We start from the raw sequence: 25,894 nt of genomic DNA on the forward strand, positions 1-25,894 counted from the left end.
AAACCTACCCAACGCCTCACCAAATTGCACTTTACCGTAGTCGAATTGTACTGCTGATCAGAAGACAAACACACAAAATAACCACGAATAATTTAGTTTATCTTTACTTGGTCAAATTTTATCGAATTTTCCAACAAGCCCGAATTAAGGCCGGTTTTGATGAAGTTGAATTATGTTAAACAATGGATTTTAAAAGATTTCATCACACTTAAGGTAAGCAAATACACGTTTCAAATTATATAAAAAAAGACATTACTTATTAAATAAGTGATGTCTTTTTTTATATAACCAAACACCGGTTTAGTTGGCAGCCTTTACTATAGCCTTCATTTTTGCTAAACCTGTCTTTGCTACATGAAGTGGATCTTCCTTCCAGTATTCTGGGTTAAAAAGCTCTAATGAAAGCACCTTATCTCCTCCCATATTCTTTAAATCTCTAACCACTTGAACCAAGGGACCTACACCATCTCCTGGATAGACCCGATCCTTGTCTGACTGTTCTTCTCTTGGTATATTCCCTTGAAAATCATTCATGTGAAAAATCTCTATTGCATTTCCATTGATTAATTTCAATCCATCAAACCCAGATCCGCCTCTATAGAGATGGAAAATGTCTGGCAGTAAGCGAGCATCAGGATCATTGGCTACCGCTGCTACCATCAATATTTGTCCTAAGTGGTAAAATGGTTTGAAAGCACCCCAGAATTCCAATTGAGGCATCACGCCTGTCTTTCTTCCTAAATCCAATAAATCCTTAAATTTTTCGCCGGCCAAGACTAAATCCACAGGTGCTTCTGCTCCAACTCCTGGTGCCGCAACTCTCTTACAACCTATGGCAGCCAGCAAATTCATTTCTTCTTCCATTTGAAGAAAGCCTTGGCTGCTCTTTTCCTTATCTGCCACCATCCATGGAGCAAAACCAATTGCATTTTCTACCTTTAAACCACTATTTTCAATCATGGTTTTCAATGTAGAGGTACTATTTCCGTCAGCAATAAACTTCTTTAAATCCTGAATCCATATTTCAATACCATCATAACCGGCCTCAGCAGCTATCTCTATATATTTAGCCAATCCAGGATCCTGGCCTCTAATGGTACTGGTATTTAAACAATAAGTGAATTTCCCTTTCTTTTTAGGCATTGAAAAGGCTGAAACAGGTTGAACCGCAGCAATAGAACCTAGGCCTATTGTTTTTAGTACATTTCTTCTTTTAATTTCCATTGTTTTCTTTCTTAATTAATGGGGCTATTAGAGGTATATTCTTGACAAGTGTTGCCAATTAGTAAAGCTTCCTAAAACTACAAAAATATATTTCAATTTTTCAGGATCCCCCTCTAGAAGGAAAAAAATACTACACTATAAAACCAAAGGCTTGGTTTATCTATTGTTTTCCTTTTAACCAAATCATTTTACTGTTCCCCTATAGCTAGGGAATTCCCATCAGTAACTGGGGCATAAGTATACTACTATAGCTTTTTCTATCAAATCTTGAAGCTTACCTTAAATTATAAAATTTATTCTAAAGGACTGAATTATTAATTTCCTCAAATTTCAAGAGGCCTAAATAATATTTATAACTTTAGGCTGGATTACTGGGGTAAAGCCACCTTTTTTATCAGAAAACTAACAAATATTAAAGTTCTACCTAGATCAAAAAATCGAATGGAAGCACTCCTTTTTTAGCCCCTAACAATTCAAAAAGCCAAACATGTGTAACAATATCCCTAACACTAAAACTCAGCGATTCTTTAAAAACACAAAGTATCCTTTGGCTGTACTTTTTATAGCCCTTCTAATCGGTACTGTAATGAATTTCTGCAAATACGGTCCCTATATAACCCCTGACACTATAGGGTATTTTAATATGGCCCAAGGAAAGGATCCCGAATTGACAAGTCTGTCTCCATTTTATTCATATTTCCTTTCCTTATTTCCTTTTTCATTGATCTCGATTTTTGATAGAGCATTAGTTTCGGGGGTTTTGATGTTTTTGCTGGCCTTCTACTTATTATTTAAGATGTCCCGGAAAATTGGGGAAAATAGCGTAAATTATTTTTTTGTTTTCGGAATCAGCATTCTATCCTGGTGGTCATTTAGGGTATTAGGAAGCGCCCATGCTGACAGCCATTTTTACTTATTGTTTTTGTTTTGGGTATACCTTTTCATTTGGAGAAATGAAAGGAGCACGTTGTACCTAGTTTTAATCTGTTTCCTTTCTGCACTAATGGTCTGGGTAAAACTAAATGCTTTATTCCTTGTTCCATTGCTCGCATTATGGGTTATCATAAGCAAAGAAAAACAATGGATATATGTTATTTCAGCAACGATTATTTCATGGCTTATTTATCGATGGAATATGCCAGAAAATATCCTTGATTTACATCTTTCAAATCAAGTAGTTCTTCAAGCCAACCAACTTTCTACCATTGGACTATTTTATGAAAACCTCTCAACATGGTTTCAAGTAAATCTTGCTTTACTATTTTCTGACCTACTAACTCAACATATACCGAAACCACTTGCCTTCACATTTGCATTGCTGAGTTTCGCGTTTCTAATACATTATTTAGTAAAATCCCGTAATCAGCATAACAACCCTATCTACAAAGCCCTACTTATCAGTTTTGTTTACAGTTTGTTTTTTTTAGGCTTTGAACTGAAGATCGGCTATAAAGAAATCAACTACAGAACACTATTTCCTCAGCTAGTAACACTCTCTCTTGCCCTTTGGATTTACCTTATTCAATACAACAAGAGAAAATCAATTTTAATAATAGGTCTTTTGATAACTAGCTACACATTAAGCGGCCACTATATTATTTGGCAAAGGAATGATGTAGCTTCACTTATTACAGCCAAAAGATTTGACAAAAGTAAACAGAAAGAAACTATTGAACGGATTTTAAATCAAAACCATCAACAGATTTTCAGCAATAGCCCAGAAAAAATTATGCTTTCATTCAACACCATAGACGTACTTCAAATTGCCCCTAAAAACCGATTTATTGAGGGGAAAAACTACCCGCTCAGTGATGCAGAAATAGAATTAGAACGTCAAAAAAGCATTCAAGCTTTAAAAGATGGTTCGGCCTTGGTAGTGCTTTTTCAGCCTACTAAAGAGGATTTAGAAACTTACAACATCCATGGGATTAAATACCTCAATGAGAACAATATGGCAATATTTTATAAGGACAGATTAACGCAATAGGTACATTTTACCATACCCTTTCTTAAAAGCTTTGTCTGCGGAGGTATTTCTATGCTCCATGAATTGACCATTTTTCCTGACCAATACTCTGTAAATATAAACCCCATTGGCCAATTGGTCGCCAAACTCATCTTTTCCGTTCCAAGCGTACTCAGTAATGTTATTCCCTATGGTAATCGGGCCAAGTTCATCCTGAAATATTTCTTTGACCACCTTACCAGTTATTGTCATTATTTGAATTTTTATTTCATCGGGAACCTCTGCTCCTGTCACCGTAAAGACGAACCTCACACTACTGCTAAAAGGATTGGGGTAGGGATAAAAGTTAGTTATTTGACTTTCATTAATCACCTCAAAACTCACTTCATATGGCACAGAACCTGCCATATTACCTGCTGCATCGCTGGCATTAATTTTCAAAGTATAAATACCATCATCTAAAGGACCAGGCTGAAATTCAATGGTGAAATCCGCATTTTCAGTTGCTTCAAACCACTTCACCCTAGAATTACTAAAACTTATTCTCTCAAAATCACAGCCCTCACAAGGCTTACGAAGCATCAATTCCATCCCCAGTGTATCCTGTTTCAATGAAATTTTATTTTCATCTTTTACCTTGGTCGATATGATCACTGTAGGAGACACAATGTCACCGTTCATTATGTATCTTCCATCGAAATTAACGTCCAATACAGGATTTAAATCGTCTCCGGTTACCTTAAAATATTTAGGCAAATCCATTACATTGTTTGTATAAATCTGCTCTGTTAATATTCGAGGGTTAACAAATACGTTAAGTGAATTGTCCCCAGCCTTTCCTTTGGAGTCAAAATCTATTGTGAAAACTGAGGATTCGCCTGCCTTAACAGCAGGAATCTTAAAGCTCTCTTTGGTTATCTTCCTTTGGTCAATATTAAGGAACGAATAATCAACCTGTATGGAATCAAGAAAATCATGTTTTGAAATATTGATATATTCAAAGGTTAACTCATCTTGCTCCCCTTCATTTAAAACCACCTCTTTGCGTTGATCTTTCAAAATTAAAACCCCTTCAGGTACTCCTGTATAGTCTACCTGCCATTTGGACAATTGAGGCAAATCTTTATCTGGTAAGTCATTTAGGGAATACTTCAATCTTAAGAAAGGATAGTTCTTTGCATCAAACTGTGTTAGGTCCGTTGTTTCTACATTTACATCTTGCAGCAAAGAAACTTCTCCTCCATCTGGAGTAACGCCAACCACATCCATTGAACTTTGATCTGGCTCAAACAAGTCTTTGCTTTTTACTTCATTAAAAAACTTTATCCAATCTGATGCAGGGCCAACTTTTGGTGACAATATACTTCCTGAGGGAAAATACCCTTGAATACCGGTCTCAAATGAAATAATTTGAGAATCCCGAGCAAGTTCATCTTCAACATCAGGAACAACCTCTATAGCTTCCCCTGGCCTCATCCCCTTTCTTCCAAAAAGAATATAAGGATCCCCTGTTTCTAAGTTTCTTAAAGTTGCTTCATTTGCCCCTAACTCCTTAAGTTTGAAATAAGCTTCGTCCGGCCAATCTGAAAAAGTCACTTCACCAACAGAAAAAATAACAACATAATCATCTTTTTTCACACCTTCTACAAAATCAAGAAGCATGGTTTTTCCCTCATCAGTAATGTATGCATTAGGTATATTTTGAATAACCTGCGGCACTCGTCCACAAGATCTAAAATCAAGGACATCCACTGTAACCAATGGTACAGGTAAATAAGGTTCTAGTGTCTGGTGGTCAAAAGCCATCAACCCAAGCGAACCTGCTCTGCAAAAACGATTAAAAGTATCTAAAATATAGGCGACACCGTTTAGCATAATCTGGGTATTCTCCACCCTATACTCTTCATTCTCTGACCCAAAAGTAAATACATCAATATTTAAAGAAGTATCTTGAAACTGCCAACTCTGATCTGAAAGTGAAATACTTATGTTTGAAAGTTGATCGGCTAAAAATTGAGGTAATTTTCTTTGTGTCCACCCTTCAGGCCCTCCTTCAATATAAGAAAAACTACTTGTTTTCCATGAAACATCCTCTCCCTCTCTAGGCGCTGAGAACTTAGTCCGCCAGTAAAAAGTAAGCGAATCTACTTTAGGTATTTCATCAAAAAGAGCTACGTTCCATCTGGCCAGGTTATTTGTTGTTATTCTAACTTCTTTTCTTTTGGGACTTGAAAAATCCGAAGCAGTATCAAGTTGAATTATTAGATTTCTTTGCTCAGTCGCTAATCCCGGTATTTGAGCAATCATTTCTAAATTTGTTTCATTTACGATTCCAAAATCAAGAGGGAACAAATTTAATGTTCCACTCAATGGCACGAAGAAGGTTACAGATACGGAATTGTTGGCATAAGTTAATTCATCTATCTGACGACTTTTATTGACGGTGATGTTAAAAACATTGTCTCCGAATGAATTAATGCCCGAGTTAGGGATAGTAAGGACCAGCGTATCTAATCTAAAAACCGGCTCAATAGGTTCCACAGGAATGGTTACAACAGTTCCATCTGGTAATTGTCGCTTAATATCAATATCAACTTCGCCCAGATCAACTATGCCTAAATTTTTGATTGGAATAGTCAACTCCAATGTATCGGAAAGTGAATTTAGCACCTGGTCATTTACCCCTGTCAATAGAATTTCATCAGCATAAATTGCATAATCTGCTTTATTTGCCGGAAATATTCTAACTGCAGGGTCGCCTAACATTATTATCTGGTTTGCGTGAGATTGGTTTACCTCAGACACCCCATACCTAGAATAAAATAATTTTTCTGCTTGTTGCTTAATTTTCCCTAAATTCTGATGAATCATGCTGGAATCTGAGAAAGCAGTAGTGTAAAATGATTCACTATACCTTCTTAAATAAACATCTATACCAACGTCTGCATGTGCCAAGAAATTAGAAGCTCCTCGTTCAGGGGTTATTATCCAATCTTCTCCAAAGGTATAGGCATCCCCAAAAGCATTACCTGCATCACAGCCATTTAAAAGTAAAACAGGATATTTACCTTTATTTCTATACCCCATTTCACTAACACTTACAAAACCAATATCAATATCAGTAGTAGAAGGGGCTGCATGTCCGAAAAAAGTAACAAGACTGACGCCGTCATTGACCTGCTCAGAGATATTAATTAACTCTGTAGTAGCATTTGACCTTTTCCTAACAGTCTCTACATTTCCTCCCAAATAGATATCCTCAGCAATCACTTTGAAACCATTAAGAAAGTTATAAAACCTTTCTAGTTCAAAAGCTGATCGTCCTCCACTAAGGTGCATAAGGTTTTTTTGCCAAGGCTCAGAGACTTCAAGCGCATCTTTTTCTTTTATTTTGTCCAAATAGGCAGCCACATCATTGGGTGTTCTGGCGGGGATGCGTCCTACACTTATATTCCTCTCCAGCGGATTCTCCGGATCCAAGCCAATCGCAAAGCGATTGTCAGAGTAAGGATAACCAAAAGTGGGAACCAACTCTTGAAAAGTAAATACTGAAGGATTGGTCCGATAAAAATAGGTAATACCTGAGGACCTTCTTGTATTGAACATACCATATGCCCGCCCAATCAACAGTACATTTTCCGGTATATATTTCTTCTGGTAAAGTTCCAAAAACCGTCTAATTCCTAAGGGGCTTTTCTCTCCAAATGAAAACTGATCGTATAAATCCTGCACATTGACTGTAAGGGTATCAAAACCACCTCCCAAGGGCGTGGCCCTATAGGAAGCATAGGCTGTTACCGGATCACCATAGTTATCTGCAGGCTTTCGTAACAATTCATGGGAAATAATGATAAAGTTTGCTTGCTGGTTTAATAAATTCCGAAACCTTACTTTCTCTAAGACATTTAATTCTATAACATTGGACTGGTTTTGAACCAAAACTTTATTTGAACCAGCTCCGGTTGGAATGTGCAGTTCATTGCCTGTTTTTTTAACTTCTAATCTAACAGGGTTAATTTTATCTGTGACATCATAGGCAATATAGTCCTCACTTGCCTCTTTTATGGTAAGTACTTTGTTACCCTCACTAAACTCAAACGTTTTTGTCTCAAAATCTCCCGAAAGCCCTGAAGAACTGTATTTAATTTGAGCATAATTGATAGAAACATTATCAATGGTATTGTTTACCCCCATAGAGGTAACCTTAATAAAAAAATCTCCTTCAGGGGATAAATCAGTTTGCTGAAGCAACTCACTCACAACCTTATTTTCATACTCTTCGAAAGTAAATTGCCCAAGTTCTCTCATACCATTTGCCGTAGGGCCTATGTGTACTGAGACCTTATGAGAAGTTTCCGATCTACCTACAAAGCTGATTTCCAGTTGAGGGTTCACATTTCCATTTACTATTTGTCCAAGACCATTAAAAATCAATGTTCTACTTCTACCTCTGGAAATAATTGATGAGGTCCAACCTTGCCCTTGATCATATTTAGACAACCTCACTCCTGGAAAATACTCTCTACCCAAGGAATATTGCTCCTGAAAATGCTGTAATGCCTCCAATTGATAATTACTTATTGGCTCTAAGCCATCCTCAATCAAAGGAGAGGCCATTCGTTTACCAAATGAACCGGGAGAAGCGGTAAGAAAATACGCAGTGGTATCATTGTGGGTATTGTAATGTGGGTTTGTCATCCAAGCTTCATCCTCATACAATAATTTGTCTAAGGTTCCGTCATTCCTTTCCCCAATAAATTCCAAATAGTCATCCTGATCAAAAGAACCGTCTTGCTCTCCGCTAATGTAAACGGCCACTTCTTCCCCCCTATGATAAACCTTTATTTCTCGAGGATCCAAATCATCCATAGCAACTCCAGAGGCTGACAGAGTAGTATAACTTAACTTATAAATACCATCGGAATAAGTAGGGATTTTATAATAATCAGCATCATAATCTAGCCACTGATCTGATTGACCTTTGGCAAAAAAATGTACAAGCAAACCAGTTACCAGTAAAGCAATACGAAAAATTCCTGTTCTATTTTTTCTACAAGCCATCATACAACCTAAAACCAGACTTTAACGGATTAAGAGAAACTTTTACACTAAAAACATGAGAATAAGGTGTCTCAGAAATACTTCCGATATCCGTAAGGGCGTAGTCTACTAAAACTGCCTCACTGACCCTAAACCCTAAACCAAACCCTGGTTGAACTGAGGTGTATTTTGACCCATCAAAATCAATAAGGGTCTGGACATTACCAGCCCCTACTCTAAAAAAGGCAGATTGTCTGTAGCCCAACTCCATCCCAAACTTCGGAGACAAATTAAAAAGATCACTACCATACAAGGTATTTCTTTGTCCATCGAAAGTGAGATCTAGATCCAATACCGTCAATAAATCAATCTCTTCTGTAAGCTCAAAATTTCGAGAAAGACTTAAAGTTGCTCTCGGCAGAGTTAGTTCTATACTATTAATGGGTATCTCATTTTGCGTTTGGGCATATATGTCCCTCACCAATTCCGCATTATGCGACCAAGCATTGAAGGTAGTAGTAATATCTCTGGCCATCAAGCCTATTTTCCAGCCGTTTTCTATATATATCGCGCCAAAATCCAACCCAAACCCCCATGCTTTGGCAAATTTACCCACATTCCGATGGATGACTTTGGCATTGACTCCCATTTTAAAATAATCACTAATGTCACGTGCAAAGGACAGCACCAAGGCATAATCTGCCGCATTAAAAAACTGTATATTATCGTAATTCAAAGCCCCATTGGCATCATATAAAAATCTGGTATCGGGAATGTCGTCTACCCCAAACCTAATTAAGGAAACAGCTATCTGATTGTCTTCTTGGATATTTGTAGAATAACCTGCGAAATCGAACTTTGCTATTCCCGCAAAATATTCTGCATGCATCAATGAAAACTCATGCTCATGCTTGATTCCTAGCAAGCCCGCAGGATTCCAATAAGCGGCAGTGACATCGTTCACAGCTGACACCTGAGCACCAGCCATTCCTAAAGCCCTGGCTCCAATTCCAATGTTCATGAATTCGTTGGAATATTTGGGGGCAATTCCCTGGGCTCCGACAGCACCAGACAGCAAAATCCCCACCAATACACAAAAATTTGCCCTACTAAACATGAGTTTAAATAATAATTCATTCGCAAAGTAAAAAGAAAATACCATTGTAAATATTTTGAAATTGAAAAATTATTGAAGGTTTTGTTCGGAAATGTCCAATTGTGAACAATAAACTGTACGAAGCCATAACAATCATTGAGACATTTATTAAAGGACTTGTGAAATTGAAAAAAAAGAAAAATATTATCCGATGGATTAATTCTACTGTTATCTGCTTTTAAAACAAAAAATAACGCATTTTGACACAATTATAGGTTATGAAACGAACTTTGTATACCATAGAATTAGGCATAACCTACTAGCACTTGAAAAGTTGGTATTGTTTTTCGAATTGAAATAAACTATCGGCAAAAAAATGACCGTGATTAATTTATTTCTCTTAAAATAAAAACATGAAAGCTTCAAACACCCAAACCCAGATGCGGAAAGGGATATTGGAATTCTGCATATTACATATCATTTCCAGAGGAGAGGTTTACGCTACTGATTTAATAGAAGAGTTGCAAACTGCTCAAATGATTATTGTAGAAGGCACATTATACCCTCTTTTGAACCGGCTTAAAAATGCCAACCTGGCCACATATAAATGGGTGGAATCGGATGCAGGTCCACCGCGAAAATATTATTCTATTACACCTGAAGGTTTAACTTTCCTAAATGAGCTTCAAACCACATGGGTAAACCTAGACTCTTCCGTCAATCAAATTATATCGAAAGCAAAAAACGAGTAGATGAAATCAAGTTATTATAATTTATTTTCTTGACCTTAGTCATTTAAATCATGAAAAAGACAATCAGCATAAATATCAGTGGAATTCTTTTCCATATAGAGGAAGATGGATATACTGCATTAAAAAATTATTTAGATGCGATCAACCAACACTTCTCTCATTACGAAGGTAATCAAGAAATAATTACGGATATAGAGAACAGGATTGCAGAGATTTTTCTGAGTAATCTAAAAAACAATAAGCAGGTAATCACTGCAGACAATGTAACTAACCTTATCAAAAAAATGGGGACAATAGCAGATTTTAAAGCTATTGAAAGAGACATGGATGAGGAAAAGCCTACTGAGGAGTCAGGCAATGATTTTTATAAATATGTAACTCCCCCAGACCAAAATTCAGGTAAAGGTTATAAAAAACTATCCCGACTGGTTAATGGCAAAATACTGGGGGGCGTATGCGCTGGATTTGCAAACTATTTCACAATTGACCCTCTGTGGACAAGGTTGATAACTATTCTAATGTTATTTAGCGGTGGATTAAATTTTAGCCCACTTAGACTTCCATTTTTTACTGATGACTTTCATTTAAACGCTGCACTTGGATGGTGGACGGTAATTTCTTATATCTTGCTCTGGATCATACTTCCTGTCTCTTACGATAAGCCAGAGGACAAAAACATTAAAAAGCTATACCGAAATCCAGATGACAGGGTTTTGGGAGGAGTGGGTAGCGGTCTGTCTGCTTACTTTGACATAGATGTCCTATGGGTTCGCCTTGCATTTGTTGCTTTAACCTTTGCCGGTGGATCTGGATTCGTTTTATATTTTATCCTTTGGATTATCACCCCTATGGCTAAATCCATTACAGAAAGAATTGAAATGAAAGGTGGGGCAATAACCTTGAGCAATATTGAAACAACCATCCAGCAAAACCTATCCACCGAAAACACCAAAGAAGAATCGACTTCAAAGAGACTATTGCTTGCTCCTTTTCGCTTTCTAGGCAATATGATAAATGCTTTAGGCAAAGCTCTTGGTCCATTTGGATCCTTCTTACTGGCTGTTATAAGGGTGTTGTTTGGCCTTATTATTTTTATTGTGGGCATGGTAATGCTGATCGTACCACTTGCTTTTTTAGGACTTTATAGTGAACTAGTTTCTAATAGTGATTGGGCATATATGTTAGATGGCTTTCCTATAAACACAATAGGTGAATTATTACCTATTTGGTTGGCTATAGCCTTATCTATTATTGTATTTATTCCTAGTATAGTATTGGTTCTATTAGGAATTAGCGTAGTGATCAAAAGAAACCTGATTGACGGAAGATTTGGCTTGGTTCTTTTTGGTATTTGGGTAATGTGTATTCTAGCTGGAGCATTTCAGGCACCAAAAATCATAGGCCAGTTTAAATCCGAAGGAAGCTTCACCGTAGAGCAAACCATGGATCAACCCGAAGGAACTCTTGTTTTAACTGCTAATGGAAATGGAATGGATGATGTAGAACTCGGCTTTGTTAAACTTCAACTTAAAGGTCATGAGAAAGATGAAATGCTTATCTCCCAAAAGTTTATTTCAAAAGGTTCTAACAGAAAAGAAGCCATTGAAAATGCCTCTGAAGCAGAATACGAATTGCAGTTGACGGATAGTGTACTGGTTTTTGATAAATTCTTAACCTTCCCCAATACCGCAAAATTCAGAATGCAACATTTGGATCAAACTCTATTTATCCCTCAAAACAAAGCCTTTACCATTGACCGAAACTTACTTTCTATATTAAAGAATACGCTGGGTAATGATGGTTACAAAAGCAGGGATGTTAACAATAGAAACTTCTGGGTTTTTAATGAAAATGGACTCCTTTGCTTAAATTGCATCGATGACCACAAGCAATCAGAAGCAGACAGTCTTTCCCGATCTATTTATAAAAACAGCTATTTTATGGAGAAGTAAAATTCACCTCAATAGAAGGGTTATGGTCTATTTAGGATTTCTCGCTGTATGGATTTAGCGTATCTATTGAGCCTATTATGCAACACAACCTTATGAACAGAGTAATCATTAATAGTGATGATTTCGCATCCGATAAAGAGGTAAATCAATCCATATTATCTTCATTTAGTCAAAAACTAATTTCCTCATCTACAGCCCTTGTGAATTTCTCAGAAGGGCTGGAAGATGCGGTTCAGATGGTCAAGGCAAATCAAATCCCTAAAGACGCATTGGGCTTACATCTAAATTTAACTTCGGGGGTACCTGTACTGGAAGAAACTAAAAGTTGTGGGTTAATTTGTGAAAATGGGCTTTTTCACGGAAGAATTAGAACCAAACCACAATTCCACATCAAGCTAAAAGACAGACAACTAATTTTCAATGAATTGGAAGCACAGCTACATAAATTTAATTCTCAATTTGGATTTATGCCTAGCCATATTGATGGGCATGAGCATATACACACTGAGTGGGCCATTATGCGCTGCATTAATCAATTGGCCAAAGAAAATAAAATTAACAAAATCAGGATTGCAAGAAACTTAGGTGAAAACACAAGTGCTTTAAAAAGTAGGTATAAATCATTTTTTAATTGGCGATTAAGGCAATTGGGCTTTATTACAACTGATTTTTTTGGAGATTTTTCTGATATTGAAATCAATAACACCCATTATACAGGTAAGACCGTTGAGATCATGGTTCATGCGATCCCATCAATTAATGATGACATTGTAAACGACTACAACAATGTACCTCTTAAGGATAAAGTTGAAAAATTCAGGCAGAACAACAACTTCGACATGATCAATTATAGTCAGTTATAAAAAAATTCCACCCTCATGTCCAATTTCACTTAAAATTGATGCTGTTCATGCCCCCCTCATTAAATATAGAGCTTTGGTAATTTACCCTATTAGCACTCTTGTTTTACTGTGCTCCAAATCATCTTGTTTTAACCCGAAATATGCAATAGACAATCTATTACATCCTGAAATCGCTTCAAAATCAGCCACTTCGTTGCTGTTTTCAATTTCACCATAGCGGTACTATGCTAAAATCTCCAAACAGCCTGATTTTCTTGCGATTGCAACACTTCCCGTAAACACGGGACAGGCATCACCCCTGACCTTGTCAGGGCGGAGAAATCCTATTACATAATCCTGGTTTAAGAGAAAAAAATGGGGATAGCAAAAGGATAGTAGGAAAAACGCCTGTAACTTTTCCCCATAAAACCTAAGTTTAAAAGTAAATTAGCTATATTATACCAATAATAAACAGATTATTGGTAGGCCCGAAATATGCAGTAAATCTTCAATTAGGTGATGAAATTACTTCAAAATCACTCACTATGATCTCTTTTGTATTTTCCGGGTTAAATTATTTTTCGGACACTTAATTCAATAATAACTATGGATGTAAAAGTAAAATTTCTCGGAGCTGCAGGAACAGTTACCGGCTCCAGATTTCTTTTGGAGGTAGATTCGCTAAAGATTTTAGTAGACTGCGGATTGTTTCAAGGCCTCAAAGAAAACAGGCTTAGAAATAGAGAGATTTTTCCCACAACCCCTGATTCCATAGATATAGTTCTACTTACTCATGCCCACATTGACCACTCTGGATACTTACCTAAGTTGGTTAAAGAGGGCTTTAATGGGCCAATTTACCTAACTGAAGCCTCTCTTGAATTGGTGAAAATTTTATTGTTGGATGCTGGAAAATTACAGGAGGAAGAAGCCAAATTTGCCAGAAAAAAAGGGTACTCAAGGCATGAAGACCCTCAACCTTTATTTACTCGTGAAGATGCGGAAAATGTCTTCCCCAAATTGAAGCCTATTCCTTTTAACAATGAGATCAAAATAAATGAGCGAGTCCGTTTTACTGCCTATAATGCGGGCCATATACTAGGCGCTGCTATATTAAAATTACGGATAAAAGGAGAAAACCAAGAAAAGAGCATTGTGTTCTCTGGGGATCTGGGAAGATTCAAAGATCCTATTTTAAACCCACCAGCAGAAATACCCTTTGCTGATGTATTGTTTCTTGAATCCACTTACGGAGATAGGGTCAACGACTCTATAGACATAGACAAGCAACTTGGAAAAATCATCCGAGACACGAATTACAATGGTGGAGTATCCCTAATTCCTTCTTTTGCTGTAGGAAGAACCCAAATGCTTTTGTTTTATTTGCACCGACTACAACAAAAAGGCTTTATCCCTCAGATACCGATTTATGTAGACAGTCCTATGGCAATTGATGTTACAGGGCTATACAAAGATTTCCCTGAATACCATCATTTAGCCCCTTCTTTAGAAAACAATGACTCCAACCCTTTTCACCATAAAAACCTCCATTACTACAGAGATCAAGAATCCTCTATAAGCCTAAACACGATCAAAAGCCATGCAATAATCATTTCCGCTAGTGGCATGGCCACTGGAGGCAGAATCCTACACCACCTTTACCACAGGCTACCCAATGAGCAGGATAGCGTGATCTTTGTAGGTTATCAGGCTGAAGGTACCAGAGGCAGGAAAATATTAGAAGGAGAAGAAATATGCCGGATATATGGAATTGACGTTCCAGTCAAAGCTAAATCACACTTTATAGATGGATTATCGGCCCATGCGGATCAAAATGAGCTCATTAGCTGGTGTGATAATTTCATCACCAAACCAAAATTCACCTTTTTAGTACATGGTGAGCCTAAAGCAAGTGAAGAATTGGCCGGAATTTTGAAAGAAAAATTTAACTGGAATACTATTTGTCCACAATACTTGGAATCTTTTGTTCTATTTTCAGGTATATAAGGACAGGGTTTCCATTTATTTAATGGCTAATTTTATCTTAAATATTTCCTGATGAATAAATTCTCTAATTTAATCTACTTATTTATACTGGTACTATTTGTTTTTTCATCCTGCAAAACAAATAAAACAAGCACACAAGGAATAAAAGGAAAAGTATTTTGGCTAGAGGGAAATCAAATGCCCCAGGCATCACAGGAAACAGCCACAAGTTTTTCTCCAGCTGGAAAAAAGCCTGTTAAACGAACTATTAATATTCATCAATTAACCCATATCAATGAGGCAAATTTAGGCGATTACCTTTTTGGAAATATTGAAACTCCCCTTGTTGTTTCTGTGGAAACGAACAATGAGGGGGAGTTCTCCGTTATGCTTCCCCCTGGCAAATACTCCCTATTTACTGTCGAAGAAAAAGGCTATTTCGCAAGTATCTTTGATCTTGACAGTTATATCCATCCGGTAAAGGTGGAAAAAAATGAATGGAGCCAGGTTGAATTAATAATTGACTACAAAGCATCTTATTAAAAACAATCAATTGAAAATCAACATTTTAAACAATTCAATTTACTTATATTAAAATTTGTTAATTTTTTTACCTTTGACATGCAACCTTTTTTGACCCGAAGGTATCTACCTTATTGAAAGCGAAAAAAATGTCGACTAAAGAAAACTTTTCAGAAGCAGAAATCGAACTGATCAAAGGTTGCCTTGATGGAGACAGAAAAAGCCAAAGGGATTTGTATGATCAGTTTTCCTCAAAATTTCTAAGTATTTGTTTACGGTATATAAAAGACCAGGACTTGGCACAAGATGTACTAGTTGAAGGATTTATGAAAATCTTTCATAGTCTAAATACTTTTAGAAATGAGGGGAGTTTTGAAGGGTGGATGAAAAGAATAATGGTACGGCAAGCTTTACAAACCCTGAGAAAAAACAAAAAATTACTAATGGAGGTAGATTGGGATGACAATGATCATATCTCTACTCCAAACCTGGTTTTTGGTAATATTGAAGCTGACGAGTTATTGAAACTTGTCGCCTCTCTTCCGGTTGGTTACAGAACAGTTTTCAACCTCTATGCCATAGAAGGCTATTCTCATAAAGAAATCAGCGAACTATTAGGTATAGCTGAAAACACTTCAAAATCCCAACTAAGCAGGGCCAGGTCACTTTTGCAAAAACAGATTGCCCCCAATTCAATTAAAGTAAATAGCAATGGCAGATAACACAAATAATTTTGACAAATTGTTTAAAAGTACTTTGTCAAATCACGCCATAACTCCTGCCCCTGAGATTTGGGATAAATTATCCACACGATTGGATAATGACAAGAAGCCTGTGGTTTTCATTTGGTGGAAATGGATAGCGGCTGCAGCCGTAGTTACCATCTCGTTTTGGTTAATGTATCAACCTAATGATTACTTGCTTAAAAACACGGCATCCTTGTCAGTCAGTGACACTAAGTTTATTGAAAAGAAGCCTTTTAGCCTTTCTCCAAAAATAATAGTCTCGGAAAAAAGTCTGAGTAAAAAGCAAGAAGAAAATAAAGGGGAGGGTGTTAATAAAATAAAAGCAGCCAAAAAGCAGCTTGTTAAGAATGAACTTAAATCCAATAATTCCACCTTAATCAAAGAGAAAGAACACAAGGTTAGCCGGGTTAAAGAGCAATTACCTCCAGCATTAGAAGGCAGTGGCACGCTTGAAAGCAATGATTTATTTGTGACTGATATCAAACAGCCTGATTTTCATCTAGCCCTAGCCCAGGCTAAAACAAAAAAGAAGTCCTCAAATGATTATAAAGTAAAGATAATCTCCAATGGTTATGCTTTACAACCTGAAAAAGAGAAATTAGTAGAGGGGCTTGAAAATAAAATTGGTGGCTTTTTCACCAAAGTAGATGAAGGATTTGGTGGTTTACAAGATGCTAAAAACAACCTATTTGCTTCTCTTACCACAAAACGCGAGAAAAAAACAAACTAACTAGATATTTACTATTATGAAAAAGTATGTAATGGCCATATTCTTTATGGCACTTGTACAAATGGCTTTTGCAGCTCCGGAGATCCCTTATGACAAACCAGTAAACGACAGTATTATTGTCGAATTTGGGCAATCAGGTAAAATGGTATTTGTGGTTGATAATCCTGATGACTTTGAAAGGTTAAAAAACATGGATATTAACCAGATAATTAAAGAACTAGACCTTCCCAAACCGACGCAAAACGGTGAACTTACAGTTGTTGAAATCAAACAAAAAGACGGCAACAAAGAAATTGTCACCATATATGAAGATATGGGAGAGACGGAGGTTACTGTTGGTAGGTATAAGGTGATAGTTGACGATACAGGTAACAGAACCAAAGTAAAAGTTATTACCAGCCCAAAGAAAGACAAAGACCCTGATTTTCGAACATATATTAATACTGACATTGGTATCAATACTTTTTTTGAAAATGGAAGTATCCCTGGAGAAGGAAACGCCTTTAATCCTAAAGGATGGGGCAGCTGGAATATTGGGTGGAACTGGATGGCCAGTCAAAAACTATCTAAGGGAAAATACTGGGATTTCGGTCTTGGTCTGAGTTGGTACAACTTCAAGCTTGACAATGCCAATTACCAGATATTAGGTACCGAAGATGGAGTGTCTTTTGTCAATCGAACAGATGTCAATGGCTTTAAAAGCAAGGTTTCAGCCTCTTACTTAAACGTCCTCACCATGTACAGACTTGATTTTGGTAAATTAAATGATAGTGGAAGAAACGGTTTAAGGGTAGCCATTGGACCTTATGCTGGATACAGGCTTGGTGGAAGAAGTAAGTTTGTATACAGAGAAATAGGTGGTTCAGGAAGGAAGAAAGACAAAACATCAGCAGGTGCTTATCTCAATAATTTCAGATATGGTCTCAGAGGCGAGATTGGGTTTAGAAGCGTAACTTTCTTTAGCACCTATGATTTCAATCCATTGTTTCAAAAATCTTTAAGTCCAAATGTCAATCCATTTAGTTTTGGACTTGTATTTTAATCACCTACAACCCAAATCACCATGAATTTATTTACAAAACATTATTTCCTTCTAGTTGCCCTCCTTTTTATAGGTATAGGTTCTTCCCAAAGTCAGCAACTCATAAATAAGACCTTTAATGGCATTCAGAAACTTGAGATAAAGTCTGGCTCCATTGAAATTCAGTATGAGGGTAATGAAAATAGGGACTATATTGATCTTGAAGCCTTTTTAGGTCAAGAAGAAAATGCAGATAAAGATCTGGTAATGATCACTGTTGGAAACACTTTAAAAATCGCATACAATGGGTCTTCCAATGGACATCAAAAAAATAAAAAATACATCAAGATTTCAGGCCCTTCTGAAATGCAATTGGCTGTTCAATCAAGTTCGGGATCTTTGAGGATTAATGGCGTAAGTGCCACTTCACACCAACTTGAAGCCAGTTCAGGACAAGTCAAGGTTTCGAATATTAAAGGCAATTTACTATTAAAAGCCTCCTCAGGAAATCTCCAATTATCTCACTTAACAGGGAACCTAGACTGCCAAGTATCTTCAGGCAATGCTTCGATAGAAGATGTTAGTGGAAATATGGATTTCAAAGCAACAAGTGGGCAGTTAAAGGCCCGTTCAGTCAGCGGTTTACTTAATGCAAAGCTTACATCTGGCAACATGAAGTTAAGCCAAATTGGTGAGTTAGGAAGCTTAGAAATTACATCAGGAAATATCAAAGCAGACCATTCGGGGCTAGGCGCACATACAAGTATGAATGGATCCTCAGGAAATATTCAAATCAATACGATAAGCAATATCAATGATTATAATTTTGAGATGAGAGCTGGAAGTGGAAATATAAGAGTAGGGAACCGCTCCGGAAACAAGTCTATCCATATTCAAAATGGTAAAAGTGTTACTATTCGGGGAAAAGTTGGCTCAGGAAACATCTCTATTCAGCCAATATAAATGAGTAAGCGCCATTCTAAGGTGAAAATTTCAGCACTTTAGAATGGCGCCAATTTCTATTCGGGCAATTCTTCTCTTTTTTGAATTTCCATTACCATTTCTTTTTCCTCCTTTTTTAACTGAAGGGATTTTACAATCCTTCCAGGCATGGGTTTCGCCAAAGAAACAAATAATAGGGTGACTGCATAAGCAATAGTAAATCCTGAGTTTTCATAAAACAATAAACCAAAAGCACTCAACAAACCCACCCAGAATAAATGCCAATACCTCAAAAAGGTTGCTCTTGCATAACCTTTTATTTTCTGACTCAGGTCTCCATTTGTTTTTCTTATGATTCTAATCCGATTGGTATAAGCAATTTGCTGCATGAGCAGCATGGCTGAAACCAAACCAAGAAGAATAAAATTAAAAACTTCTGGAAGTTGCGGCAGATTGAATTCCAAATTACCACTATTTACATACAGGTATGCAAAAGAAAAAATGGGCAATGGAATTGCAATTAAAAGCAAGACATTTCGCTCTAATAAGCGAAAGTCCTTTTTCATCATTTTAATCTGATTTTCTGAATTCATTAGTCGATCTGAATCTTCACCTCCGAATTGGTCGGTTTTGCAGAGCAGCAAAGGACATACCCTTCCTTAATCTCATTTTCGCTTAATCCAGCATCTTCTTCCATTTTCACTTCACCAGAAAGTAATTTTCCTCGGCAAGCAGTACAAAGTCCACTCTGACAGGAATAAGGCATATTCAAACCCTCGTCTAAGCCTGCTTCCAAAATGGTTTTACCTGGTTCCACATCGAAAGTATACTCTTCTCCTTCCAATATTAATTTTATAGGCCTGTTTACGACTGCTCCAAGGTTTTCTTCCTCTGCGCTCTCCTCCTTCTCAAGGTAAAAGCTTTCTGAATGAATAAATTCCTTCTTAACATCCATATTACTCAATCCTTCCTGGGCTGTTTTCATCATCCCTTCTGGACCACATATAAAAAAGCGCTGATTTTCTAGAAAAGAATCAAAATGAGTAGTAAAGAACTCTGTGACTTTCTCTTGACTCAGTCTACCTTCAGCGCCTTCCCAACCTGGTTTAGGCTGAGTGAGGTTATGGGTAACAAAAAGCTTATCAGGGTATTTTTCCTCCAGGGCCTTTAATTCTTTATCAAAAATAATCATGTCCTGAGAACGACTACAATACAATAAGTGTACCGTCGACTTTGGTTCATTTACCAAAACAGATTTGATTATCCCCATGATGGGCGTGATACCACTTCCTCCTGCAAACATTCCATACTTCCTTTTATTATGAGAATGATAATCGGAAATAAAATTACCCAAAGGCTTCATTACTGTTACTCTTTTGCCGGGAACAAATGTGTCATTCACGAAATTAGACACAAGTCCTCCTTCAAGTCGTTTAACAGTGATTCCAGGGAAAGGATCTACAAAAGGTGAAGTTGATAGACTGTAAGACCTCCTCTCCTGTTTCCCATCAATCTCAACAATGAGGGTGAGAAATTGACCTGGAAGGTAATCCATAATTGGTTCCGGCTGGTCAAAATAGATGGTTACGGTATCCAAAGTTTCTTGGACAGTTTCTCTAATTCTTAAGGTGAAGTAATGATCATCATTTTCGAGATCATCTTTTTTCTTTTTAAAGAGTTTAAACAGCATTATAATAATAGGAATAGTTTGTACAGCAATTCACACAAAATTAACATACTCTTTTCCAATTACCTATTAGGAGAAAAAATACTTAGCAAACTTTAACTCAAAATACACAACTGACCTAGTATTCTAGGCTGAAAACATTTCTAAATCAGTCAATCCTTGCGCGTTTAGCGCCTCCATAATGGGTAATTGCCATATTCTCCAGACATCTTTTTTTTCTAAGCAGCCCACAAATTCCTAGCAGAAAACCTGAAATCAGATTGTATAATCAGCGTACAATTAGCAATGATAAACAAAAATCACTTTGCCAATCTTTTGTAAGCACACCAATCAGCGATGGCCTATTAAAAGAAAGGAAAAGAACATAATAATCAGCAGATTCACTATAGAACAGGCTTAAATTTTACAACTGTCTCAAGTCTTCTCAATTCTCATTTCCGTTATTTTTTTTACAATTTTCATCAACCGCTTGTAGCACTCTGGCATCTCATAACGTACTGGCATCAGAAGACTAAACAACTATAATATTATGAAAACACAAATCATTAATTTCAAGAACAAAACTTGGCAAATTGGAAAACACCTGATGGTGCTAATGCTTCTTCCCTTTACTTTTTCTTGTCTTGACGATGACGGGACAGGCAGCTTGCCAAACGAACCAACTGCCTATGTTTCGTTTTATAATGGAACCAATGAAGCATCCGATATCCAAATCGAGGTAGACAGCACAGTTTATGACCGGAAGGCATTTGATTTCGGTGAATTCATAGATTATTGGTACTTCTACACAGGAGAAAGGAACTTTTCTTTTGTAGATAGTGATTCAGATCAATCGCTTTTGGATACTGCTGTAAATTTAGGTGTTGAAAAGGCTTACTCTTTTTTCTTGACAGAAACAGGAGACGAATATACCACTCTATTTATAGAAGACAGTCTGGAAACACCTGTAAATGGTAAAGCTTTGATCAGGCTAGTACACCTATCCTCTGATGGTCCAGAAGTGAATTTATTTCAAAGGGACCATGAAGAGGCCATTTTGGAAAGCCTTTCTTTTCTGGAATCTACAGACTTCGTCAATGTTGACACTGGAGAAACAGACCTTATTCTTAAAGCCAGTTCGGATGACCAAAATGAAGTCGTACGTTTAAATGACATACACCTCAGAGAAGGTCGAATTTACACTGTTGTCATAAGGGGTAAATTGGGTGCAGAAAGCAATTCTGCGGATGCGATCCGTCTTCAATTGATTAGAAACTATCCCAACTATTAATTAACAATAACAATGTTTATTTTTTTTCCAAAACATGAAATAGCTATTCTGTTACATGTTCTGGGTTTAGGGGACTTCTGGAGGCAGAAGTCCCTTTTATTTTATATTATTTCAGCCTTGCCCTCGTCTTTTGAATAATAACAATTATTTTTGTGCCTCAATTGACTTAAAGACGAATCATGAAACTTAATCCACTTACCGCAATTTCTTCAATAGATGGCAGATACGCCTCAAAAACCAGCCCTTTGATGGCCTATTTTTCTGAATATGCATTAATTCGGTACAGGGTAAAAGTAGAGATTGAATATTTTATAGCTTTATGCGAACTACCACTTCCTCAGCTAAGTAGTGTAAAACCTGAGCAATTTGAAGAAATTAGGTCTATCGAAAAGAATTTTACCGAAGCTGATGCGCAAGCTATCAAAGACATTGAGAAAGTCACCAATCATGATGTGAAAGCTGTCGAGTATTTTTTAAAGGATAAATTTACCGATCTAGGTTTGGATGGTGTAGTAGAGTTTATCCATTTTGGTTTGACTTCTCAAGACATCAACAATACCGCTGTCCCTATGATGTACCGGGATGGTATAAATGATGTAGTACTCCCAGCATTGTTACAAGTTCAGGAAAAAATTAGCAATAGGGCCAAAGAATGGGATTCTGTTCCTATGTTAGCCAAAACGCATGGCCAACCAGCTTCACCTACCCGACTAGGGAAAGAATTTGAAGTTTTTGTTAGCCGCCTTACTGCTCAGTTAGAATTATTGAAGGACATACCTTTTGCCGCAAAATTTGGTGGAGCGACTGGAAACATGAATGCTCACCATGTAGCTTTCCCTGAAATTGATTGGAATACTTTTGCCAACAACTTGGTATCAAAAAAACTAGGCCTTAGCAGAAGCTACCCAACTACTCAAATCGAACATTACGATCATTTTGCTGCACACTTTGATGGCTTAAAACGAATCAATACCATACTTCTTGATTTTAGTAAAGACATTTGGCAATATGTTGCCATGAATTATTTCAAACAAAAGATAAAAGCTGGTGAGGTGGGTTCTTCTGCTATGCCTCATAAAGTAAATCCAATAGATTTTGAAAATGCAGAAGGCAACCTAGGTATAGCCAATGCTTTATTGGAACACCTATCTGCCAAGCTTCCTATCAGTCGCCTGCAAAGAGACCTAACTGATAGTACAGTTTTAAGGGTAATCGGAGTACCCCTGGCTCATATGCAAATTGCCTTTTTGTCCCTTGACAAAGGAATAGATAAACTGGAATTGAATCAGGCTGCTATAGAGAAAGATTTGGATGAAAACTGGGCAGTAGTGGCTGAAGCCATCCAAACAGTTCTAAGAAGAGAAGGCTTTCCTAAACCTTATGAGGCCCTTAAAGCGCTTACCAGAACTCACTCCAAGATCACGCAAGAGTCCATTAGCGAATTCATCGGAACGCTTAATGTTTCTCAGGAAATTAAAGCGGAATTAAAAAAGATAACTCCTTTTAATTATACCGGTCTTTAATTCAGTTGATTCTGTTGACTTAAATCCTGGCAATTTACTTTCAGCTTAGGATTTAAATATATTAGTCCAAAAAACAACAAACGGCTTGTTCTCTCTAGGAAAACAAGCCGTTTTTTTTTTAACCCGGATTATGTAATAGAATTCGTGATGAGTGTTGCAATCGCAAGAAAATCAGGCTGTTTGGAGATTTTAGCATAGCACCGCTATGGTGAAATTGAAAACAGCAACGAAGTGGCTGATTTTGAAGTGATTTCAGCACGTAATAGATTGTCTATTGCATATTTCGGGTTAAAATGATTCCAACTCCTAATAGTGGGAAAACCAGGGTTTTTATTACTAATAACCGAAAACTGGTTACGCCAGATCAATTACTATTTATGGAGGTTGCTTCTAAGTAAAAGTAACAATTTATCTTTGTCTCCCTTCTTTATGAGTTCATGACCAATTACAGCCACAGGTCCGGATTTACAACAATCCATACATTTAGACTTCACCAGTTTAAAATTACCTCTGAAATCATCCTCTTTAATGGTATTTTTTATGACTTCAGTGAAAGATTTCGCATCATTTTTCTTACAGTCCTTCCCATTACATACAAAAACAAATTTCCTTCTTGGTTTCATCGTTTCTTTCTTCTAACCTCCAAATGCCAATTGCAGTAATATACCACAAATATAAGCACCATAGGTACCCACACCATATCCTAAGACGGCCAGTAATACACCAACTGGTGCTAGTGCCGGATGAAAAGCTGAGGCTACTATCGGTGCAGAGGCAGCCCCGCCTACATTTGCCTGTGAACCAATGGCTACGTAAAAAAAAGGTGCTTTAATAATAAAGGCAACTATAAGCATAAATAAAATATGAAATGCCATCCAAATAATTCCAACAAGAAAAAATACAGGATTATCCAATACAGCTCCTAAGTCCATTTGCATACCTATGGTCGCAACCAAAACATAAAGCAATGCACTACCAATCCTGGATGCACCTACTCCTTCTAGTTTTCGCCAGCGCGTAAAGGACAACAGTAATCCACCAGTAGTAGCAAGAATAACCAACCAAAAGAAAGTAGAATCTAAAGAATAGGGTTTTAGTTCAGGGAAATTTTCTCCAATAAACCCACCCAAATAATCCCCAAAAAAGTGGGAACATCCCGTGATAAAAAACCCCAAACCCAAGATGGTCATGGTGTCTTGTAAACTGGGGATTTTAAGGTTGCTTTTTTGATGGGCCTCCACTTTTTCCTTAAGAGCGGTAATGGCAGAGGTGTCGGCTTTTAGAATTCTATCAAAAAAACCTGGCTTACCTGCCCAGTACAACAAAAATGCCATCCAAAGATTTGCGACAATAACATCTACGGCTATCATCTGACTGAAAAGTGTTGGACTAGCTCCAAAAAGCTCCAACATGGCCGTTTGATTAGCACTACCACCTATCCAACTTCCAGCTATGGTAGCAAGTCCTCTCCATGTTTCATCTGCACCTACCCCACCCAAAACTTCAGGGTAAAATTGTGCTACGATATATAAGGCTACTGGACCTCCTATTATGATCCCAAATGTTCCTGTCAAAAACATGATTAAAGCTTTTGGCCCTAATCTGGATATGCTTTTAAGGTCTATACTTAAGGTCAATAAAACCAGAGAAGTAGGCAATAGGTACCTGGAGGCCACAAAATAAAGCTGAGAGTCAGCACCTGAAATCAATCCTGTTGTATTAAACAAAGCGGGAATAAAATAACAAAGTAACACTACCGGTACTATCCGATATATTGCTTTAAAAAATGGATGCGCACTGGCAGAAGTGTAAAACACAAAACCAAGCACTCCCATCAAAAGTCCAAATACTACCGCGTCGTTTGTTATCAATGCACCTTCCACAATTATTCGATTTTCTTCAAAAGAGTTAAAAATTCACTTAATATCATGGCCGTAGCTCCCCAAACCACCTCTTTATTGATTTCATAATAAGGAGCCTGAATTTGCGTTCCACCTGCAAGATTCATTCCTTTTTTCTTTACAATGGCCTCATCTGTCAATTCATCAAACTTACAGATTACAAGTCGATCTACTTCTCTTTCATCAATTTGAAATACGGGAGGGAATGAGGAATAACCAATATATGGCCTTACAGAAAAATTACTTGGGGGAATGTAAAGGTCGGATAAGTTACCAAGGATTTGAATATGCTTTCTAGGCACTCCAATCTCTTCCTCCGTCTCTCTCAGCGCTGTTTCTCCCAAATCCGTGTCTCCCAAATCCTTTTTACCTCCCGGCAAGGCGATTTGTCCACTGTGCACTCCTTCATAGGTAGCTCTTTTAATAAAGGGAATAATAATGCTTTTATTATCCTCAGAAGGACAAAACAACATTAACACAGCCCCTTTTCTAGCATTTAAAATCTGCTGCTTATCAAAACGCTCCATTTCAAGAGGAATTGGAGCCATCCGCTCTTGAGCAGATCTGCCTGGTAAGGGGCCTTCCAGAACTTTTGTCAGCTTATTAACCAATTGAATAAAATCCATACCTGGTATTTATATATTAAAAAAAGGCCTGAATAATATTCAGGCCTTTTTTACTTATCAAACCTATT

20 protein-coding genes are annotated in these 25,894 nt (G+C 37.1%); 12 read left to right on the forward strand and 8 right to left on the reverse strand.

All coding sequences use genetic code 11. The features are described from left to right. Positions 1 to 300 precede the first annotated feature (300 nt). Positions 301 to 1,224, reverse strand: coding sequence for a sugar phosphate isomerase/epimerase family protein (locus AC13EX_RS09760; protein ID WP_482892530.1), 924 nt, complete (start codon positions 1,222 to 1,224; stop codon positions 301 to 303). 487 nt (positions 1,225 to 1,711) lie between these two features. On the opposite strand from AC13EX_RS09760, the gene AC13EX_RS09765 reads away from it, so the two are divergent. Beyond that, positions 1,712 to 3,211, forward strand: coding sequence for a hypothetical protein (locus AC13EX_RS09765; RefSeq protein WP_482892531.1), 1,500 nt, complete (start codon positions 1,712 to 1,714; stop codon positions 3,209 to 3,211). On the opposite strand, the gene porU2 is transcribed toward AC13EX_RS09765, so the two are convergent. Both porU2 and AC13EX_RS09775 read right to left on the reverse strand, forming a co-directional pair. Further along, positions 3,200 to 8,254 (reverse strand): putative type IX secretion system sortase PorU2, encoded by a 5,055-nt coding sequence (porU2, locus tag AC13EX_RS09770; protein WP_482892532.1) that lies wholly within the window; start codon positions 8,252 to 8,254, stop codon positions 3,200 to 3,202. The two genes, AC13EX_RS09765 and porU2, sit on opposite strands and share 12 nt — an antisense overlap. After that, positions 8,241 to 9,347 carry a putative type IX sorting system protein PorV2 gene (locus AC13EX_RS09775; RefSeq protein ID WP_048644325.1) on the reverse strand — a complete coding sequence of 369 codons (1,107 nt, stop codon included), beginning with the start codon at positions 9,345 to 9,347 and terminating at the stop codon, positions 8,241 to 8,243. Before AC13EX_RS09775 ends, porU2 begins: the two co-directional genes overlap by 14 nt. Before the next feature lie 392 nt (positions 9,348 to 9,739). Between AC13EX_RS09775 and AC13EX_RS09780 the strand changes: the two genes are divergently transcribed. The 9 genes from AC13EX_RS09780 (at position 9,740) to AC13EX_RS09820 (ending at position 18,840) form a co-directional block, all read left to right on the forward strand. Beyond that, a complete protein-coding gene (locus AC13EX_RS09780; RefSeq protein ID WP_048640564.1) occupies positions 9,740 to 10,078 on the forward strand; it encodes a PadR family transcriptional regulator in 339 nt (112 codons plus the stop codon). Positions 10,079 to 10,128: 50 nt separating this feature from the next. Then, positions 10,129 to 12,030, forward strand: coding sequence for a PspC domain-containing protein (locus AC13EX_RS09785; protein WP_482892533.1), 1,902 nt, complete (start codon positions 10,129 to 10,131; stop codon positions 12,028 to 12,030). Between the two features lie 92 nt (positions 12,031 to 12,122). Next, the gene (locus tag AC13EX_RS09790; protein ID WP_482892534.1) at positions 12,123 to 12,893 is read left to right on the forward strand and encodes a ChbG/HpnK family deacetylase; all 771 of its coding nucleotides are present in this window, start codon (positions 12,123 to 12,125) and stop codon (positions 12,891 to 12,893) included. Between the two features lie 585 nt (positions 12,894 to 13,478). Then, positions 13,479 to 14,879 carry an MBL fold metallo-hydrolase RNA specificity domain-containing protein gene (locus AC13EX_RS09795; RefSeq protein WP_482892535.1) on the forward strand — a complete coding sequence of 467 codons (1,401 nt, stop codon included), beginning with the start codon at positions 13,479 to 13,481 and terminating at the stop codon, positions 14,877 to 14,879. Positions 14,880 to 14,930: 51 nt separating this feature from the next. Next, positions 14,931 to 15,401: a carboxypeptidase regulatory-like domain-containing protein gene (locus tag AC13EX_RS09800; protein ID WP_482892536.1), complete on the forward strand. Its 471-nt coding sequence runs from the start codon at positions 14,931 to 14,933 to the stop codon at positions 15,399 to 15,401. Between the two features lie 128 nt (positions 15,402 to 15,529). Continuing rightward, entirely contained in the window at positions 15,530 to 16,102 is a 573-nt protein-coding gene (locus AC13EX_RS09805; RefSeq protein ID WP_482892537.1) for an RNA polymerase sigma factor, read from the forward strand. Then, positions 16,092 to 16,856, forward strand: a complete 765-nt coding sequence (locus AC13EX_RS09810) for a hypothetical protein (RefSeq protein WP_482892538.1) — start codon at positions 16,092 to 16,094, stop codon at positions 16,854 to 16,856. Before AC13EX_RS09805 ends, AC13EX_RS09810 begins: the two co-directional genes overlap by 11 nt. 16 nt (positions 16,857 to 16,872) lie before the next feature. Beyond that, complete coding sequence (locus AC13EX_RS09815) at positions 16,873 to 17,898, forward strand: outer membrane beta-barrel protein (protein WP_048640571.1); 1,026 nt, start codon at positions 16,873 to 16,875, stop codon at positions 17,896 to 17,898. A 21-nt stretch (positions 17,899 to 17,919) separates the two neighbouring features. Further along, entirely contained in the window at positions 17,920 to 18,840 is a 921-nt protein-coding gene (locus AC13EX_RS09820; RefSeq protein WP_482892539.1) for a DUF4097 family beta strand repeat-containing protein, read from the forward strand. Between the two features lie 56 nt (positions 18,841 to 18,896). Here AC13EX_RS09820 and AC13EX_RS09825 read toward each other — a convergent pair whose 3' ends face one another. Together AC13EX_RS09825 and AC13EX_RS09830 are read right to left on the reverse strand one after the other, a co-directional pair. Beyond that, positions 18,897 to 19,388: a hypothetical protein gene (locus tag AC13EX_RS09825; protein ID WP_240477925.1), complete on the reverse strand. Its 492-nt coding sequence runs from the start codon at positions 19,386 to 19,388 to the stop codon at positions 18,897 to 18,899. 23 nt (positions 19,389 to 19,411) lie between these two features. After that, on the reverse strand, positions 19,412 to 20,509 hold the full coding sequence (locus tag AC13EX_RS09830; RefSeq protein ID WP_482892540.1) for a 2Fe-2S iron-sulfur cluster-binding protein: 1,098 nt from the start codon (positions 20,507 to 20,509) through the stop codon (positions 19,412 to 19,414). Between the two features lie 526 nt (positions 20,510 to 21,035). Between AC13EX_RS09830 and AC13EX_RS09835 the strand changes: the two genes are divergently transcribed. Both AC13EX_RS09835 and purB read left to right on the forward strand, forming a co-directional pair. Next, a complete protein-coding gene (locus AC13EX_RS09835; RefSeq protein ID WP_339717981.1) occupies positions 21,036 to 21,776 on the forward strand; it encodes a DUF4397 domain-containing protein in 741 nt (246 codons plus the stop codon). 179 nt (positions 21,777 to 21,955) lie between these two features. Next, entirely contained in the window at positions 21,956 to 23,299 is a 1,344-nt protein-coding gene (gene purB / locus AC13EX_RS09840) for an adenylosuccinate lyase (RefSeq protein ID WP_482892541.1), read from the forward strand. A 371-nt stretch (positions 23,300 to 23,670) separates the two neighbouring features. On the opposite strand, the gene AC13EX_RS09845 is transcribed toward purB, so the two are convergent. From AC13EX_RS09845 to AC13EX_RS09855, 3 genes are read right to left on the reverse strand one after another with little or no spacing between them, the layout of a single operon-like run. Further along, entirely contained in the window at positions 23,671 to 23,922 is a 252-nt protein-coding gene (locus AC13EX_RS09845) for a (2Fe-2S) ferredoxin domain-containing protein (RefSeq protein WP_048642626.1), read from the reverse strand. Positions 23,923 to 23,934: 12 nt separating this feature from the next. Beyond that, positions 23,935 to 25,134 (reverse strand): DUF819 family protein, encoded by a 1,200-nt coding sequence (locus AC13EX_RS09850; protein WP_482892601.1) that lies wholly within the window; start codon positions 25,132 to 25,134, stop codon positions 23,935 to 23,937. Positions 25,135 to 25,184: 50 nt separating this feature from the next. After that, positions 25,185 to 25,826: an NUDIX hydrolase gene (locus AC13EX_RS09855; protein ID WP_048642625.1), complete on the reverse strand. Its 642-nt coding sequence runs from the start codon at positions 25,824 to 25,826 to the stop codon at positions 25,185 to 25,187. Positions 25,827 to 25,894: the final 68 nt, after the last annotated feature.

This window comes from Cyclobacterium sp. L-R (genome assembly GCF_056859355.1).